We start from the raw sequence: 15066 nt of genomic DNA, 5'->3' as shown, positions 1-15066 counted from the left end.
CTCATCTGCCGCCGGGTGTTTCCCATAGCGAAACATCAAGGCATTCGGCGGCATTGACTATCAGCGCATACTACTGCGATGATCGCCGAGTTGGTAAAGCTGTTTCGCATAGAGAAACTGGAGCATGCCGTGGCGACCGACCTGCTGATCCGGAACGCCCGTGTGGTGCGACCGGGCGACCCGTCCACCGACCATCCCGAACCGGTCGATATCGCCGTCGCGGGCGGTGTCGTCACCGCGGTCGGCGCGAATCTGCCCGCGGCGCACGCGGATCGAGTGGTCGACGCCGAGGGCCTGCTCGCCTTCCCCGGCGTGGTCGACGCCCATCAGCACTGGGGTATCTACCGGGATCTGGCCTCCGACACCGAATCCGAGAGCCGCGCCTGCGCGCAGGGCGGGGTCACCACCTCGATCACCTATATGCGCACCGGGCGCTACTACCTGAACCGGGGCGGCGCCTACCGTGAATTCGTTCCCGAGGTGCTCGCGCGGATGGCCGGGCGGTCCTTCGTGGACCACGCCCTGCACCTGGCGCCCATGAGCGCCGAGCACATTGCCGAAATACCGTACCTGGTCCGGGATTTCGGTATCACCTCGTTCAAGATCTTCATGTTCTACGGCGGCCACGGCCTGCACGGCCGGTCCACGGACCAGGCCGACTTCCTCATGCTCGCGCCACACGAGCGCTACGACCTGGCCCACTTCGAATTCGTCATGCGCGCCGTGCAGCGGGCGCGCGCGGACCTGGGCCCCGGCCTCTCGCTGTCACTGCACTGCGAGACCGCCGAAATCATGGCCGCCTACACCGAATTGGTCGAGCGCGAGGGCACGCTCACCGGCCTGCGCGCCTACAGCGCCTCGCGCCCACCGCATTCCGAGGGCCTGGCTATCACCATGGCCTCCTACCTCGCCCACGAGACCGGCCTGGCCAATATCAATCTGCTGCACCTGTCCTCGGCCAAGGCGGTGGCGGCCGCGCTCACCATGGCCGCGGCCTTCCCACAGGTGGACTTCCGCCGCGAGGTCACCATCGGTCATCTGCTCGCCGATGTCGACACCGCACCCGGCATCGGCGGCAAGGTGAACCCGCCGCTGCGCGACCGTGACGACGTCGAAGCGCTGTGGCGGCACCTGCTGGCGGGCGATATCGACTGGGTGGTGAGTGATCACGCCTGCTGCCGCGACGAACAGAAGTTCGGGGCCGATCCGGCGGACGTCTTCGCCGCCAAGTCCGGTTTCGGCGGCGCCGAATACCTCCTGCCCGGCCTGGTGGGAGAGGGGATGAAACGCGGCGTCGCCCTCTCGCGCATCGCCGAACTCACCGCCTGGAATCCGGCGCGCCGCTACGGCCTGGCCGGAAAGGGCGCCATCGGCGCGGGCCATGACGCGGATATCGTCCTGATCGACCCCGACGCCCGGTGGACGGTGCGCGCCGCAGATTCCGAATCCGCCCAGGAATACACGCCTTTCGAGGGTTTCGCAATGAACGCCGCCGTCACCGATGTCTTTCTCCGCGGCCGGCACGTGGTCCGCGACGGCCGCGTCCAGGGCGATCCGCACGGCCGCTACCTGCGCCGCACCCCGGCCTGATCACCGGGCCGGGGCGGGTGCTGCGGTGCGCAAGGCTGGTCGCCGTCGCGCGCACGCCGCATACTGAATGCGATGATCAGCGGTGATGATGAACACCTCGGCACGGATCCGGGCACGGCGATCGAGAAGGTCGTCGCGGTCGGTGAGGAGCAGACGGTCGGCTGGTTCCGGTTCTGGTTCGACGACCAGCGCTGGGAATGGTCGGATGAAGTGGCCCGCATGCACGGCTATGCGCCCGGCGAGGTCACGCCGACCACCGAATTGCTACTGGCGCACAAACATCCCGACGACCGCGATCGGGTGTCGAATGTGATCGTGACCTCGGTGCACGATCACGAGCCGTTCACGAGCAGCCATCGCATCGTCGACACCGCGGGCAGGGAACACCAGGTCATCGTGGTATCGGATTCGATCACCGATGACGAGGGCGCCATCATCGGCACGGCCGGCTACTACATCGACGTCACCGCCGCCGTCACCGCCCAGCGCAACCACGTCGTCGACGAGCTCCTGCCCGATCTGGTCGAGCACCGCGGCATCATCGAACAGGCCAAGGGCATGCTCATGATGGCCTACGGCGTCGGCGCCGACCAAGCCTTCCGGGTCCTGACCTGGCGCTCCCAAGCCACCAACACCAAACTCCGCACCCTGGCCGCCGCCCTCGTCTCCGCCGTCACCTCCCGGCCCCCACCGCCCGTGAACTGGCGCAGCGCCTTCGACCACCTCCTGCTCACCGTCCACGAACAGATTCCGCGGCAAGAAACTGCCGGCCATCAAGGGTAATGAGCCGCGGATGCCCCATGCGCACCACCTCCGCCCCCTGCTCGAGCTCGAACTCACCTGCCGCAAGCACATTCCGCACCCAGTCACTGCCGCGCCCGTAATTCACCGCAATGAGCAATTCCTCTCCACGCCAAGTCGTCCCAACCGGCGTCCGATACCGACGCCCGGAACACCGTCCGACATGAACGACATTCGCATACCCGGGCACCCGACCGGCGATCCGCCCGAACACCGGGTTGGTCACCCGCCGATTGAAGGCCGCCAGTAACCGCATGAGCCGAACCCGCATGCGGCCACCGTAACTCGCCGCCCACACCGTCCTCCAGGTCCTGGTGTGCTGGAACGCCGCGGGCAGCGTGTCGAAGCGGGTTGTGCTCGGGGACGGGATCTTTCCGGATCGGACGGCGGCGTCAGGCGCGCCGCTCGATGGCTCGGATGAGTTCGTGCACGGCGGGATTCGAGGCCAGTCGGTTGTCGAGGACGATGTTGAGCGCGCCGCGTAGCAGGGCGTAGGGCTCCCATCCGGCGGGGGCGATGGTGCGGGCGGAGCGGCGGGCGATACCGTCGGCGATGGTGCGGGCGGCCTGGGCGGCGGTGATGCGGATATTGAGCGGCCAGGGCAGCATGCCGTCGAGGCGGCGGCCGAGGTCGTCGGCGTCGAGCAGGTCGTGGGTCATGGCGGTGTCGACGATGCCGAAGTAGGCGACGCCGGCGCTGGCCCCGGAGGCGGCGAGTTCGACGCGCAGGGCGCGGCCGAGTTGTTCGACGGCCGCCTTGCTCACCATGTAGGGGGAGCCGCCCATGCCGGGGGCGAAGGCTGCACACGAGGAGACCACGACGACATGGCCTTTCGAGGCCACGATGTGGTCGAGGGCGGGGTGGACGGTATTGAACACGCCGGTGAGGTTGATGCTCATGACGCGGTCGAAGTCGTGCGGGTCCATGGTGCGCAGGGTGGCGGGGATGGGAGTGACGCCCGCATTGGCGACCACCACGTCGAGGCGGCCGTGGCATTCGATGGCCGCCTGCACGGCGCGCACCATTTCATCGCGGTCGGCGACATCCGCCACGACCGCGTGCGCGCGGGTGGCCAGTTCAGTTGCCGCGCATTTGGCGGCGTACTCGTCGACGTCCGCCACGATCACGTGCGCGCCGCGGGCGTGCAGCAGCCGGGCCAGTTCGCGCCCGATGCCTTGTGCAGCCCCGGTGATGAGCACGACTTTTCCGGCCACGTCGTAGGTGTTGGGGGAGAGCCAGGTCAGCGGGTTGCGGATGCTCATCAGGCCACCTCGTAGGCATCGGCGTCGAATCGTGCGGTGCGCCTGCGGTATTCGAAGCTCCAGCTCGGGTAGAGACCGGCATTGCCACCGTCGGGTGTGGTGTAGTAGGTCTGGCAGCCGCCGGTCAGCCAGACCGTTTCGGTGCTGCGGCGGCGCATTTCCTCGACGAAGGCGTCCTGGGCCGCGGCGCGGACCTCGACCCGGCGCGCACCGCGGGCGCGCAGTGTGACGAGGGCGTCCACGATGTAGGCGATCTGGGATTCGATCATGAAAATGGCGGATTGGTTGCCCGCCGCACCGAACGGCCCGAGGGTGCAGAAGAAGTTGGGGAATCCGGCGATGGTCGCGCCGAGATAGGTCTGCGGCTGCTCGTGATACAGATCGGCGATGGAGAGGTTCTCGCGACCGATGATGCGTTCGAAGGCGGTGGGAATCGGCTCGAAACCCGTGCCGTAGATGAGGGTGTCCACGCCGATCTCCGTCCCGTCTCGGGTCAGGATCGAGTGCGGGCGGACCTCCGCGATCGAGTCGGTCACGACCTCGACATTGTCCTGCGCCAAGGCGGGCAGATAGGCGTCGGAGAAGATGGCGCGCTTGCAGCCGATCATGTAGTCGGGGGTGAGCCGCGCGCGCAGCCGGGGATCGTGAATCTGGCGGCGCAGCTGGATGCGGCCGAGCAACTCGTAGGGATGGCGGAATCGGTTGTCCACGAAGCCGACCAGGCCGAAGCTCTCGATGAGGGTGTACCAGGTGCCTCGAATCGCCTTCTGAGCCATGGGGACATGGCGGAGCAACAGGCGTTCGAGCCCCATGGTCTCGCGGTCCAAGCGTGGGACGATCCAGGGCGCGGAGCGCTGGAACACCGTCAGCGCGGCCGCTTTCGGCTGGATCTCGGGGATGAACTGCACCGCCGACGCGCCGGTGCCGATGACCGCGACGCGCTCGCCCGTCAGGTCGTGGTCGTGGTCCCAGTGCAGCGAATGAAACGTCTTGCCCGCGAAGGTCTCCAGGCCGGGCAGTGACGGGTACTTCGCCTCGGCGAAGATCCCCGCCGCCGAAATGAAGTAGTCGGCGGTGAGCTTCCCGCGGGAGGTCTCGATGTCCCACACCGAGTCGCGCTCGTTCCAGCGCGCGTCCAGAAGCTCGGTGCTGAACCGGATATGGCGCACCACATCGTGTCTCGTGGCGACCGCGCGCATGTAGTCGAGTATCTCGCCCTGCCGCCCGTAGGTGCGGGACCAGTCCGGATTGGGTGCGAAGGAGTAGCTGTACAAGTGTGACGGCACATCGCAGGCCGCCCCGGGATAGGTGTTCGCCTGCCAGGTGCCGCCGAGATCCGCGGCGCGTTCGAGGACTATCAGGTCGTCGAAACCGGCCTCCCGCAGTTTGATCGCGAGTCCGATTCCGCCGAAACCCGCTCCGAGAACGGCGATCCGACGGTGTTCGATTCGTGTGGACACAGCTGAGCCGATCCTCCGGTGTGATGTCGTGGTCAGAGATCGAGAACGAGGGGCCCGCCGGTCGAGCGGGAGACGCAGGTCAGCATGTGGCCGGTGCGTTCACCGGCGGTGAGCAGCCGGTCGTGGTGAGCGATATCGCCGGACAGGACGCGGGTCTTGCAGGTGCCGCAGAAGCCCTGGCGGCACGAGTACGCGACATCGGGCCGCACCCGGCGGATGGCCTCCAGTGCGGTTTCCTGCTCGCCGACACGGACATTCAGTCCGGTGCGCGCCAGGGACAGATCGAACTCGCGGCCGTCGACCACCGGCAGCGCCGAGAATCGCTCGGTATGCAGTGAACCGGTCGGATTGAGCCCGAACATCTGGCGCTGCGCCGCCTCGAGCACCGGTGGCGGACCGCAGACATACACCGCCGCACCGGGTTTCGCCTCGGCGAGCACGGCGGCGATATCGGTTCCGCCGGTCTCGTCGTCGGGCCGGATATCGGCCTCGGGCGGCAGTTCGCTCAGGAACGGCATGGTCGCCCGGGACCGCCCCAGATACACCAGCCGACCCCTGGCTCCGGCCGCGCGCACCATCGGCAGGATGGGCGTGATGCCGATACCGGCGGCGAGAAACAAATACGACGGCGCATTCCCGATGAAAGTGAACGCATTGCGCGGCCCACGAATGCGCAGCGGGTCACCCGGCCGCAGCTCGTGCATCTCCCGGGATCCGCCGTCCCCGTCGGCAATCCGCCGCACCGCGATGCGATAGCGCCGCCGATCACGCGGGTCGCCGCACAGCGAATACTGGCGCTGCCGTCCCGACGGCAGGAACACATCCAGATGTGCGCCCGGCCGCCACGCCGGCAGCGAACCCCGCCACGGCGCGAGCAATGTCAGCGACACCACCTCCGCCGCTTCGGCGCGCACGGTCTCGACCACCGCGTCCAGCTCGAATCCGTTGAATCGCACCGGATTCGGGCGTGAGACGGCGGGAGTGGTGAAAACCTTCTTGTAGACGTCCATGGCGGCGCCCAGCGCCCGCAGGCCCGGCGTCGCGACATCGTGACCGCTCATGCCCGCGCCGCCGGCGAATGCGCCAGATAGCGCAGCGCATTGTCCATCGAACCCAATTGCGAGGGATGGAAACTCGGCCGCAGGTACCGCGGAATCTCGGTGAAGAACGTGGTGAAACTGGGGATCACCCCGCGCACGGTGGCGCTCACGAATTGCGTCCCCCAGAACCGGCCCTTGTCCGCACTCGGATCCTTGCGATACAGATAGGCCGTCGAAATCACGAACAGCGGCAACAACACTCCGGCGGCCAGCAGCCCGGTGCGCGCCCGCCGCCCATAGCCGCCGTCGACGTGCATATAGGCGTCGAACACCACGCTGCGATGCTCGACCTCCTCGGCGCCGTGCCACCGCACCAGATCCAGCATGGTGGGATGCATCCCGGCGTTCTCGAGCGCCTCCGATTCCAGCAGCCACTCGCCGATCACCGCGGTGAAATGCTCCATCCCCGCGAACACCCCGAGTCGCTCCTTGAGCCACTCCTGCTTCGCCTTGCCGGTCAGCCCGTGATCACCGAGCACGCGATCGACCAGCCACGCCACCTTGCGCACATACGACTCGACATCGAGCCCGATCGACTGCAGATGCGTGCGCGCGCCCTCGTGACTGCCGGCGTGCATGGTCTCCTGGCCGATGAATCCGGTGACCTCTTCCCGCAGCCGCTCGTCGTCGATGTACGGCAGCGCCTCGGCCAGGCATGCGGCCATTGCCCGTTCCCCTTCCGGCAGCACCAGATGCATGACATTGGTGACATGGGTCGCGAGCACTTCGCCCGGGATGTAGTGCATCGGCACCGAGGAGAAGTCGAAGTGCACGTCACGGGCGTGGATCGCATGGGCTTCGTCCTGATAGGAGCGCCTCGTCGCACTGTTATCAGCCATGCGCCGAACGTACAGTGCAACAATTTGGATTGCAATGTTGCAGCCACAAACGCCTCGAGATTGTTGCAGGAGGGCTCGCCGGTGCTAGCCTCGGACCGTGCCCTCCTCCGCCGCCACCTCGGGAAACGCCGTCAAGGCCGATGCCATCGAGGACCGCATTCTCGATGCCGCCCTCGTCCAGTTCGAACAGGTGGGCGTGAAGAAGACGACGATCGAGGACATCGCCCGCAAGGCCGACGTCGATCGCGTCACCGTCTATCGCCGCATCGGCTCCCGCGACGATGTCGTGCGCGCGGTCACCGGTCGGGAGGTGGGCCGGCTGCTCGATGAACTGAAGGAGATCCCGGCTCGGCACCAGACCCTGGAAGACCTGATCGCCGGCATCTTCGTCACCGTGCTCACCCGCTGGCGCAACCACCCGCTGGTCGAGCGCATGCTGGCCCTCGAACCCGACCGCCTGCTCCCGCAGCTCACCACCGAGGGCGGTGCCTTCTTCACCATGTCCGTTGCCGCGACCACGGAGATTCTGCGAACCGCATTGCGTGACAGGGGATTTTCGGAGCCCGCCGACCTCGCCACCCGCGTCGAGGTCGGCTGCCGCATCGTCCACTCGCTGATCCTGCAGCCCATCGGCACGACCGACCTGGACTCCGAGGCCGAGCTCACCGCCTTCGCCCGCACCCACATAGCGCCGATCATCAGCGTCTAGCGGCCCATGGCCCGCGTATAACGGAATCCTCCTCCGGCGGTTCTCGCGTGTCGGCGGCGTCAAACGGCGAGGCCTGGGTAAGGCGGTCGTAGAGATTCCGACTTCGAGGAGACGCAATGAGCGAGAACGGCACCACGATCATGCGTTCGATGATCGCCGCCGGCGTGATCGCCGCCGGCGGCGTGCTGGCGGGCTGCGGCGGCGACGGAGACGTCGACGTTCCGCGGACTCCGACCATCGATGTGACAGCGCCGGGCGCACCCACCAGGGATACCGGCGACGACGAGGACGTGGTGACACCGGCCGCCGCGCAGCAGCTGTGCGACATGATCGGCTCCGAGATCGGCAACTGGCGCGGCCAGGGATCGGCCCTGGCCAAGGTCAGTTTCAATGGGACGGTGCAGAATTGGGCTGCCCGCAATGACGGCCTCAATGACGAGATCCTGCGCGACAAGACGATCGTCGACGCCGCCACCAGCGGCACCTGCCCCGATGTGCGGGGTCAGGCGCTCGAGGTGCTGGAGGTGCCGGATCTGGCCAGCGCCCTCGCGGGCTTCGGCAACTGAGACCGCGCGCGATCCGAGATTTGCCGATCCCGCCTTGTTCGAGACCCGCCGGTAGGTGTCACGGCATCGGTGCACACCGCGGGTCCGGGCGGGTACTCGCACCCCCGCTCCGGAACAGGTGTGGCGCAGCGTGCACGACGAGCTCACCCGCTTGCTGGCGGACAACGACCTCGGCACTGTGGTCGTCGAATGTGGAGAGGAACCACCGGAGCGGGCGCCGGGCGGGAAGTACCGCGCGGTCGTTCCGCTCTTGGAGTAGGCGATTGTCAACTGCTGATTTCTCCGCACGCGGCCGCCACTGGACGAGCCGAGTCTGTACATAGCGACAGGTGCCCGCATTCGCTCGGGATGTTTATCTTTGCTGACCACAGAAGGGAAAACATCGATGAGCGAAATCGGTGCCGCGGCGCGGCGCATGCTGGCCGAGTTCATCGGCACCGGGCTGCTGGTGTGCGTGATCGTCGGCTCCGGTATCGCGGCCCAGCGAATGTCGCCCGCCGATGCCGGTCAGCAGCTGCTGGGGAACGTCACCGCCACCGTACTCGGGCTGGGCGTCCTCATCCTGGTGATCGGACCGGTATCCGGCGGGCACTTCAATCCCGTTGTCTCCATGACGGATTGGTGGTCCGGACGGCGCGGCGGCACCGGCTTGCCGGCCTCCGGGCTGATCGGCTACCTCGGCGCTCAGATACTCGGCGGCGTCGCCGGTGCGGTGCTGGCGAACGTCATGTTCGATCAGCCCGCCGTCCAGATCTCCGCACAGCATCGCATTACCGCCGGGCACCTGGTCGGCGAAGTGGTGGCGACGGCCGGGCTGATTCTGGTCGTGACCGCGCTGGCCCGTACCGGCCGCGCCGCCCTGTCGGCGATGACGGTCGCGGCATACATCGGGGCCGCATGCTGGTTCACCAGCTCGAACTCCTTCGCCAATCCCGCGGCCACCATCGGGCGGATCTTCTCCGACACCTTCACCGGCATCGCCCCCACCTCGGCGGCGGCCTTCATCGCCGCCCAACTGATCGGCGCCACAATCGGATTCGGTCTCGTTGGACTGCTCTACCCGGCCCAGCCCGCTGCCGCCCGAGTGGAACCTGCCGCTGCTGCCGAGCTCGCTGGACAGCGCGGCGCGCCCGACCGCATCCCGGCGCTCGATGATGAACCTGCCGGGGAGCCGGAAAGACTCGTGGAGCAACGTACCGGCGCCGCGGGGGTGGAGCTGCGCCAAGTATTCTGAGCGCCTGTCAGCCGGACGCGATTTCCGTTGCGGTGGGGTAGGACTCCTGTGCTCCCGCCTTGGTGACGGCGATGGCCGCGACGCGGGCCGCGTAGGCGGCAGCGGTGGACAGCGGCTCCGACAGCGCGAGCCGCCAGGCCAGGGCCGCGGTGAAGGCGTCACCGGCGCCCGTCGTGTCCACGGCTCGGACCTGTACTGCCGGAACGCGTTCCATGCCGTCGGCGTCGGCCACGAGCGCTCCGTGCGCACCGAGGGTGATCACCACCGAACGGGGGCCGAGCGCGAGCAGTGCCGTGGCCCAGTCCTCGGGCGTCGCGCCCGCCGAATCGCCCAGCAGCACATGGGCTTCGTGTTCGTTCACGATCAGCGGATCGGCGGCGTCGAGCAGGTCCCGCGGCAGCGGGCGGGGCGGGGACGGGTTCAGCACGAATCGGTTGCCGGGCACCAGGTTCCGGACCACCTCCTGGACCGTCTCCAGGGGAATCTCCAGTTGGGTCGAGACCACCCGGGCGCTGCGCAGCAGGTCGGCGGCCGCGCGGACATCGGCGGGCGTGAGTGTGGCATTGGCCCCCGGCGACACCACGATGCTGTTGTCGCCCGAGGGATCCACCGTGATCAAGGCGACGCCGGTGGGCGCGCCGCCCACCAGCACGCCCGCGGTGTCGACACCCGCCTTGTGCTGGGAGTCGAGCAGCAGGCGGCCGTGGTCGTCGTCGCCGATGCGGGCCAGCAGGGCGGTGCGCGCCCCGAGCCGGGCGGCGGCGACGGCCTGGTTGGCGCCCTTGCCGCCCGGGTGCACGGCCAGGTCGGAGCCGAGCACCGTCTCACCGGCGGCGGGCCGGCGTTCGACGCCGATCACCAGGTCGGCATTGGCCGAGCCGACGACCACCAGGTCGAAGTCGTGCATGGCTGTTCTCCCATCCGGTTTCGCGGGGCGCGTCATTTGCCGAATCCGGCCACATTGTCCTTGGTGACGACCTGCACCGGCACCTTGATCGACTGCTCGACCGGCTCGCCCTCGGCGGCGGCCAGCGCGGTGCGGACCGCGATGCGGCCGAGTTCCTTGGGCTGCTGGGCAACCGAGGCGTACAGCGTGCCCGCCTCGACGGCGGTGAGGCCGTCCGGGGTGCCGTCGAAGCCGACGACCTGGACCGAGGCGCCCGCCTTCGCGCCGAGGGCCTTGATCGCGCCGAGCGCCATCTCGTCGTTCTCGGCGAAGACGCCCTGGATATCGGGGTGCGCCTGGAGCAGGTTCGTCATGACGTCGAGGCCCTTGGTGCGATCGAAGTCCGCGGGCTGCTCGGCGACGACCGTGATGCCCGGATACTCCTTGATGCCGTCGGCGAAGCCCGCGCCGCGTTCCCGGCTCGCGGAGGTGCCCGGTTGGCCGCGCAGGATCACGATCTTGCCTCGCCCGCCGAGCTTTTCGGCCAGGGCGCGAGCCCCGAGCCTGCCGCCTTCGACATTGTCGGAGGCCACCAGCGCGGCGGTCTCGGCATTGCTCACGCCGCGGTCGATGGCGATGACGGGGACGCGGGCCTTGTTGGCGGCCCGCGCCGACGGGCCCGCCGCATCGGAGTCCACCGGGTTGACGATGATGGCCCCGGAGTTGGCGCTGGTGAAGTTCTGCAGCTGATTGGCCTGCTGCGAGGCGTCGTTCTGGGCATCGGTCACCGTCAGATCGATGCCCAGCTTGTCCGCCTCCTCCTGCGCGCCCTCCCGGATCTGGACGAAGAACGGGTTGTTCAGGGTCGACAGCGACAGGCCCAGTTTCGTGGAGGTCGAGCCGGAACCGGTGTGCAGGAAGGACATCCCGCCCAGGGCCGCGATGGCGACCACGGCGGCCAGCGCATAGGTCAAGGCCTGACGGCCCTTTCCGCCCGTCGTCTCCATCCCGGCCGAAGCCGGAGCCGCGGCGGTCTTGCGCCGCAAGGTATCCAGCAGCACCGCCAGCGCGATCACGACACCGATGACGACCTGCTGCCAGAAGGCCGATACGGAAAGCAGATTGAGACCATTGCGCAGCACCGCCAGAATCAGTGCGCCGATCAGCGTTCCGGACGCCTTGCCCTTACCGCCCGCCAGGCTCGCACCGCCGATCACGACCGCGGCAATGGCGTCCAGCTCGTAGCCGAGCGCGGCCTGCGGCTGCGCGGAGGAGAGCCGGGCGGCCAGCACTATGCCCGCGACCGCGGCGAAAACGCCTGCCAGAGCGTAGATCACGACCTTCTGCCGCGATACCCGCAGCCCGGACAGGCGCGCGGCCTCCTCGTTGCCGCCGATCGCGTACATGGCGCGGCCGATGTATGTCCGGCCCAGAATCAGCGCGGTGATCAGGCCCATCACCGCCATGACGAGCACCGGCACCGGCAGCCAGCCGCCGAGCGTGTCACCGAGATGCGATACCGACTCCGGGAAGGCGATCGGGCTGCCCTGCGAAATCACCAGGGACAGACCGCGAGCCACCGACAGCATGGCCAGCGTGGCGATGAACGGCGGCAGCTTCCCGAACGAGATCAGCGCGCCATTGACCAGGCCGCAGGCGAGACCCGTTGCGAGCGCGAGAATCACCGCGATCCACACCGGGACGCCCGCCGAAGTGGCGCTCCAGGCCAGGACGGTGGCCGAGAGCGCGGCCACCGAGCCCACCGACAGATCGATTCCGGCCGCCACGATCACGAAGGTGACGCCGAAGGCGAGAATCGCCGTAACCGCCGCCTGCACACCGATATTGAGCAGATTATTGGTGGTCAGGAAGTCACCCGACAGCGCCGACATGACGATGACGAGCAGAATGAGCGCGGTCAGCGCGCCATTGTCGAGCAGCAGGCGGCGCAGGCCGCCCGAGGTGCCCCGGACGCCGGCGCTGCCGGCGAGCGTGTCAGTGGCCACGGGTGGACTCCAGTTCGGTCGAGCGTGGAACAGTCGAATTCGGGGTGGCGACCGCCAGGGCCATGACGGCGTCCTGGGTCGCCTCGTCGGCGGCGAGTTCGCCGACGATCCGGCCCTGGGCCATCACCAGGACCCGGTCGCTCATACCGAGCACCTCGGGCAGATCGCTGGAGATCATCAGCACGGCGGCGCCGGCGGCGGTGAGTTCATTGATGAGCCGGTAGATCTCGACCTTGGCGCCGACATCGATACCGCGCGTGGGTTCGTCCAGGATCAGCACCCGGGAGTCGGCCAGCAGCCATTTGCCGATGACGACCTTCTGCTGATTGCCGCCGGACAGCGTGCGCACCCGCTGATCCAGTCCCGCCATGCGCACGCCCAGCTGCCGGGCGACGCGGGCGGCGGCGTCGTGCTGCCCGGCGCGGTCGACAAGCCCCGCGCGCGTGGCCGATCGGAGCGTGACCAGCCCCAGATTCTCCTCGATCGACGCGTCGAGGATGAGTCCCTGGCCTTTCCGGTCCTCGGGGACCAGGCCGATGCGGGCCGACACCGCGGCATTCACGTCGTGGCGGCGCAGCGGCGCACCGGCGACGTGCACGGTGCCGCTGGTGTACGGATCGGCGCCGAACACGGCCCGCGCGACCTCGGTGCGACCCGCGCCCACCAGACCGGCGATGCCGACGACCTCGCCGGCGTGGACCCGGAAGCTCACGTCCTCGAAGACGCCGTCTCTGGTCAGGCCGTCGACGGTCAGCAGCGTGGCCCCGGCATCGGACCGTTCGCGCGGATACTGCTGCTCGATGGATCGCCCGACCATCAGGCGCACGAGTTCGTCGGCGGGGGTGTGCGCGGGCGCCTGCCCGACGCTGCGGCCGTCGCGAATGACGGTGACCCGATCGCCGAGGGCGGCGATCTCCTCCAGATGGTGGGTGATGAACACGATGCCGACGCCGTCGTCCCGCAAGGCGCGCACGATCGTGAACAGCTTGTCGACCTCGTCGGAGGTGAGCACCGCGGTCGGCTCATCCATGATCAGCACCCGGGCGCGCAGGCTGAGGGCCTTCGCGATCTCGACCATCTGCAAGCGGGCGATCCCGAGTTCCCGCACCCGCGCGCGGGGCGATATGGACAGCCCCACCCGCTCGAGCAGTTCGGCGGCGTCGGCCTCCATCTTCTTGCGGTCGATCAACCCGAAGCGCCGCGGCTGCCGCCCGAGGAATATGTTCTCCGCGACGGTCAGATCCGGGACCAGGTTGAACTCCTGGTAGATGGTGGCGATCCCGAGCCGCTCGGAGTCCTGCGCGCCATTGATGCGAACGTCCTTGCCGTCGACCAGGATTCGCCCGCTGTCCGGCCGGTGGGCGCCGGACAGCATCTTGATCAGGGTGCTCTTACCCGCCCCGTTCTCGCCCAGCAACACGTGCACCTCGCCGCGGCGCAGGTCGAAATCGACGCCGTCGAGCGCGACCACACCGGGGAAGGATTTGCCTATCCCTTCCAGGCGCAGCAATTCCGACGCGGGCGGCGCCGCGGGCTGGCTCGCGAGCTCGCTCACGAATCACTCCTTTGCTCGAGAGCCGGTTCGCCGCAGGAGCGGCGGACGATGAGACGGGCGGGCAGGGCGACCGATTCCGCGGGCCTGCCTGAGATCCGCTCGACCAGGGCGCGCACGGCGGCGCGGCCCAGTTCCTCGGTCGGTTGGGCGATCGCCGTGATCGGCGGATCGGTGTGAATGAACCAGGCGATATCGTCGAAGGCGGCCAGCCCGATGTCCCGGGGTACGCGCAGCCCGCGGGCGCGAATGGCGTCCAGCGCGCCGAGCGCCATGAGATTGTCGGCGGCGAAGACGATCTCGGGCGGCTCGGGGAGATCGAGGAACCGCTCCGTCGCCCGGCGGCCGCTGTCGGCCTGGAAATCGCCCTGGCCGATATAGCTTTCGGGCAGCGCGAGCCCGTACGCACCGAGCGCGTCGCGGAATGCCTCGACCCGTTCGCGACCGGTGGTGGTGACCGCCGGACCGGCGATGATGGCGAGCCTGCGGTGACCGAGACCGTGCAGGTGAGCGACCAGATCGCGAACGGCCGCGCGACCATCGGCCCGCACGACCGGCACATCGATGCCCGGGATCCACCGGTCCACGAACACCATGGGTGTGCCGTCGCGCACGGCGTCGAGCATGAGCGGCGAGCCGCCGTCGGTGGGCGCCACCAGCAAGCCGTCGATGCGGCGGTCGAGCAGCGTGCGAATGTAGTGGTCCTGCAATTCGGGCCGCTCATCGGCATTTCCGATAATGACGCTGTAGCCGAGTGCGCGCGCCTGCTCCTCGACCGAGCGGGTGAGCTCGGTGAAATACGGATTGAGCAGATCGCTGGTCACCAGGCCGAGCGTGCGGGTCTGGTCGGTCCGCAGGGACCGGGCCACGACATTGGGGTGGTAGCCCAGCGCCTCCACCGCCGCCAGCACGCGGCCGCGGGCCTCTTCGCTGACCGAGGGATGGCCATTGAGCGCCCGCGAGACCGTGGCAACGGAAACACCCGCGGCCGCGGCGACATCCTTGATGCCCGCCATCGGTGGCCCACCTCCTCGTGGAAACGATTACACGCAGTATTGGAA

The 15066-nt window shown here is 68.4% G+C and carries 15 protein-coding genes; 6 read left to right on the top strand and 9 right to left on the bottom strand.

Features of this window, described 5'->3' with window-relative positions; translation table 11 throughout:
• Positions 1-78 precede the first annotated feature (78 nt).
• Together ACYQ5L_RS21735 and ACYQ5L_RS21730 are read left to right on the top strand one after the other, a co-directional pair.
• Positions 79-1590 (top strand): dihydroorotase, encoded by a 1512-nt coding sequence (locus ACYQ5L_RS21735; RefSeq protein ID WP_459959668.1) that lies wholly within the window; start codon positions 79-81, stop codon positions 1588-1590.
• 72 nt (positions 1591-1662) lie between these two features.
• Positions 1663-2373, top strand: a complete 711-nt coding sequence (locus ACYQ5L_RS21730; protein WP_459959666.1) for a PAS and ANTAR domain-containing protein — start codon at positions 1663-1665, stop codon at positions 2371-2373.
• On the opposite strand, the gene ACYQ5L_RS21725 is transcribed toward ACYQ5L_RS21730, so the two are convergent.
• The 5 genes from ACYQ5L_RS21725 to ACYQ5L_RS21705 all read right to left on the bottom strand — a co-directional run bounded on the left by ACYQ5L_RS21725 (position 2321) and on the right by ACYQ5L_RS21705 (position 7052).
• Entirely contained in the window at positions 2321-2647 is a 327-nt protein-coding gene (locus ACYQ5L_RS21725) for a nitroreductase/quinone reductase family protein (RefSeq protein WP_459963498.1), read from the bottom strand. The two genes, ACYQ5L_RS21730 and ACYQ5L_RS21725, sit on opposite strands and share 53 nt — an antisense overlap.
• Before the next feature lie 136 nt (positions 2648-2783).
• Entirely contained in the window at positions 2784-3653 is an 870-nt protein-coding gene (locus ACYQ5L_RS21720; RefSeq protein ID WP_459959663.1) for a short-chain dehydrogenase/reductase, read from the bottom strand.
• On the bottom strand, positions 3653-5113 hold the full coding sequence (locus tag ACYQ5L_RS21715; protein WP_459959662.1) for a flavin-containing monooxygenase: 1461 nt from the start codon (positions 5111-5113) through the stop codon (positions 3653-3655). The genes ACYQ5L_RS21720 and ACYQ5L_RS21715 overlap by 1 nt, the downstream gene beginning before the upstream one ends.
• A 32-nt stretch (positions 5114-5145) precedes the next feature.
• Positions 5146-6174 carry a PDR/VanB family oxidoreductase gene (locus ACYQ5L_RS21710; protein ID WP_459959659.1) on the bottom strand — a complete coding sequence of 343 codons (1029 nt, stop codon included), beginning with the start codon at positions 6172-6174 and terminating at the stop codon, positions 5146-5148.
• Positions 6171-7052, bottom strand: a complete 882-nt coding sequence (locus tag ACYQ5L_RS21705) for a metal-dependent hydrolase (protein WP_459959657.1) — start codon at positions 7050-7052, stop codon at positions 6171-6173. The genes ACYQ5L_RS21710 and ACYQ5L_RS21705 overlap by 4 nt, the downstream gene beginning before the upstream one ends.
• Before the next feature lie 97 nt (positions 7053-7149).
• Here ACYQ5L_RS21705 and ACYQ5L_RS21700 point away from each other — a divergent pair, with 97 nt between their 5' ends.
• The 4 genes from ACYQ5L_RS21700 (at position 7150) to ACYQ5L_RS21685 (ending at position 9561) form a co-directional block, all read left to right on the top strand.
• Entirely contained in the window at positions 7150-7761 is a 612-nt protein-coding gene (locus ACYQ5L_RS21700) for a TetR/AcrR family transcriptional regulator (RefSeq protein ID WP_459959655.1), read from the top strand.
• Positions 7762-7877: 116 nt separating this feature from the next.
• On the top strand, positions 7878-8327 hold the full coding sequence (locus ACYQ5L_RS21695) for a hypothetical protein (RefSeq protein WP_459959654.1): 450 nt from the start codon (positions 7878-7880) through the stop codon (positions 8325-8327).
• Positions 8328-8457: 130 nt separating this feature from the next.
• Positions 8458-8586, top strand: coding sequence for a hypothetical protein (locus ACYQ5L_RS21690; protein WP_459959652.1), 129 nt, complete (start codon positions 8458-8460; stop codon positions 8584-8586).
• A 126-nt stretch (positions 8587-8712) separates the two neighbouring features.
• A complete protein-coding gene (locus ACYQ5L_RS21685; protein ID WP_459959650.1) occupies positions 8713-9561 on the top strand; it encodes an aquaporin in 849 nt (282 codons plus the stop codon).
• A gap of 7 nt (positions 9562-9568) precedes the next feature.
• Here ACYQ5L_RS21685 and ACYQ5L_RS21680 read toward each other — a convergent pair whose 3' ends face one another.
• Genes ACYQ5L_RS21680 through ACYQ5L_RS21665 form a run of 4 tightly spaced genes read right to left on the bottom strand, consistent with a single transcriptional unit; the run spans position 9569 to position 15021 of the window.
• Entirely contained in the window at positions 9569-10468 is a 900-nt protein-coding gene (locus tag ACYQ5L_RS21680; protein ID WP_459959649.1) for a ribokinase, read from the bottom strand.
• A gap of 32 nt (positions 10469-10500) precedes the next feature.
• Positions 10501-12453, bottom strand: coding sequence for an ABC transporter permease/substrate-binding protein (locus ACYQ5L_RS21675; RefSeq protein ID WP_459959648.1), 1953 nt, complete (start codon positions 12451-12453; stop codon positions 10501-10503).
• The gene (locus ACYQ5L_RS21670) at positions 12443-14008 is read right to left on the bottom strand and encodes a sugar ABC transporter ATP-binding protein (RefSeq protein ID WP_459959646.1); all 1566 of its coding nucleotides are present in this window, start codon (positions 14006-14008) and stop codon (positions 12443-12445) included. The genes ACYQ5L_RS21675 and ACYQ5L_RS21670 overlap by 11 nt, the downstream gene beginning before the upstream one ends.
• Positions 14005-15021 carry a LacI family DNA-binding transcriptional regulator gene (locus ACYQ5L_RS21665; protein WP_459959644.1) on the bottom strand — a complete coding sequence of 339 codons (1017 nt, stop codon included), beginning with the start codon at positions 15019-15021 and terminating at the stop codon, positions 14005-14007. The genes ACYQ5L_RS21670 and ACYQ5L_RS21665 overlap by 4 nt, the downstream gene beginning before the upstream one ends.
• Positions 15022-15066 lie beyond the last annotated feature (45 nt).

This window comes from Nocardia sp. IFM 10818, assembly GCF_054655275.1.
The sequence above is the reverse complement of the archived record's forward strand: the minus strand, read 5'-3'. Positions and strand labels throughout refer to the sequence as shown.

Excerpts from the sequence above, each read along its gene's own strand:
- ACYQ5L_RS21735 (WP_459959668.1), top strand. The coding sequence starts at position 79 with ATGATCGCCGAGTTGGTAAAGCTGTTTCGCATAGAGAAACTGGAGCAT.
- ACYQ5L_RS21730 (WP_459959666.1), top strand. The coding sequence starts at position 1,663 with ATGATCAGCGGTGATGATGAACACCTCGGCACGGATCCGGGCACGGCG.
- ACYQ5L_RS21725 (WP_459963498.1), bottom strand. The coding sequence starts at position 2,647 with ATGCGGTTACTGGCGGCCTTCAATCGGCGGGTGACCAACCCGGTGTTC.
- ACYQ5L_RS21720 (WP_459959663.1), bottom strand. The coding sequence starts at position 3,653 with ATGAGCATCCGCAACCCGCTGACCTGGCTCTCCCCCAACACCTACGAC.
- ACYQ5L_RS21710 (WP_459959659.1), bottom strand. The coding sequence starts at position 6,174 with ATGAGCGGTCACGATGTCGCGACGCCGGGCCTGCGGGCGCTGGGCGCC.
- ACYQ5L_RS21705 (WP_459959657.1), bottom strand. The coding sequence starts at position 7,052 with ATGGCTGATAACAGTGCGACGAGGCGCTCCTATCAGGACGAAGCCCAT.
- ACYQ5L_RS21695 (WP_459959654.1), top strand. The coding sequence starts at position 7,878 with ATGAGCGAGAACGGCACCACGATCATGCGTTCGATGATCGCCGCCGGC.
- ACYQ5L_RS21685 (WP_459959650.1), top strand. The coding sequence starts at position 8,713 with ATGAGCGAAATCGGTGCCGCGGCGCGGCGCATGCTGGCCGAGTTCATC.
- ACYQ5L_RS21680 (WP_459959649.1), bottom strand. The coding sequence starts at position 10,468 with ATGCACGACTTCGACCTGGTGGTCGTCGGCTCGGCCAATGCCGACCTG.
- ACYQ5L_RS21665 (WP_459959644.1), bottom strand. The coding sequence starts at position 15,021 with ATGGCGGGCATCAAGGATGTCGCCGCGGCCGCGGGTGTTTCCGTTGCC.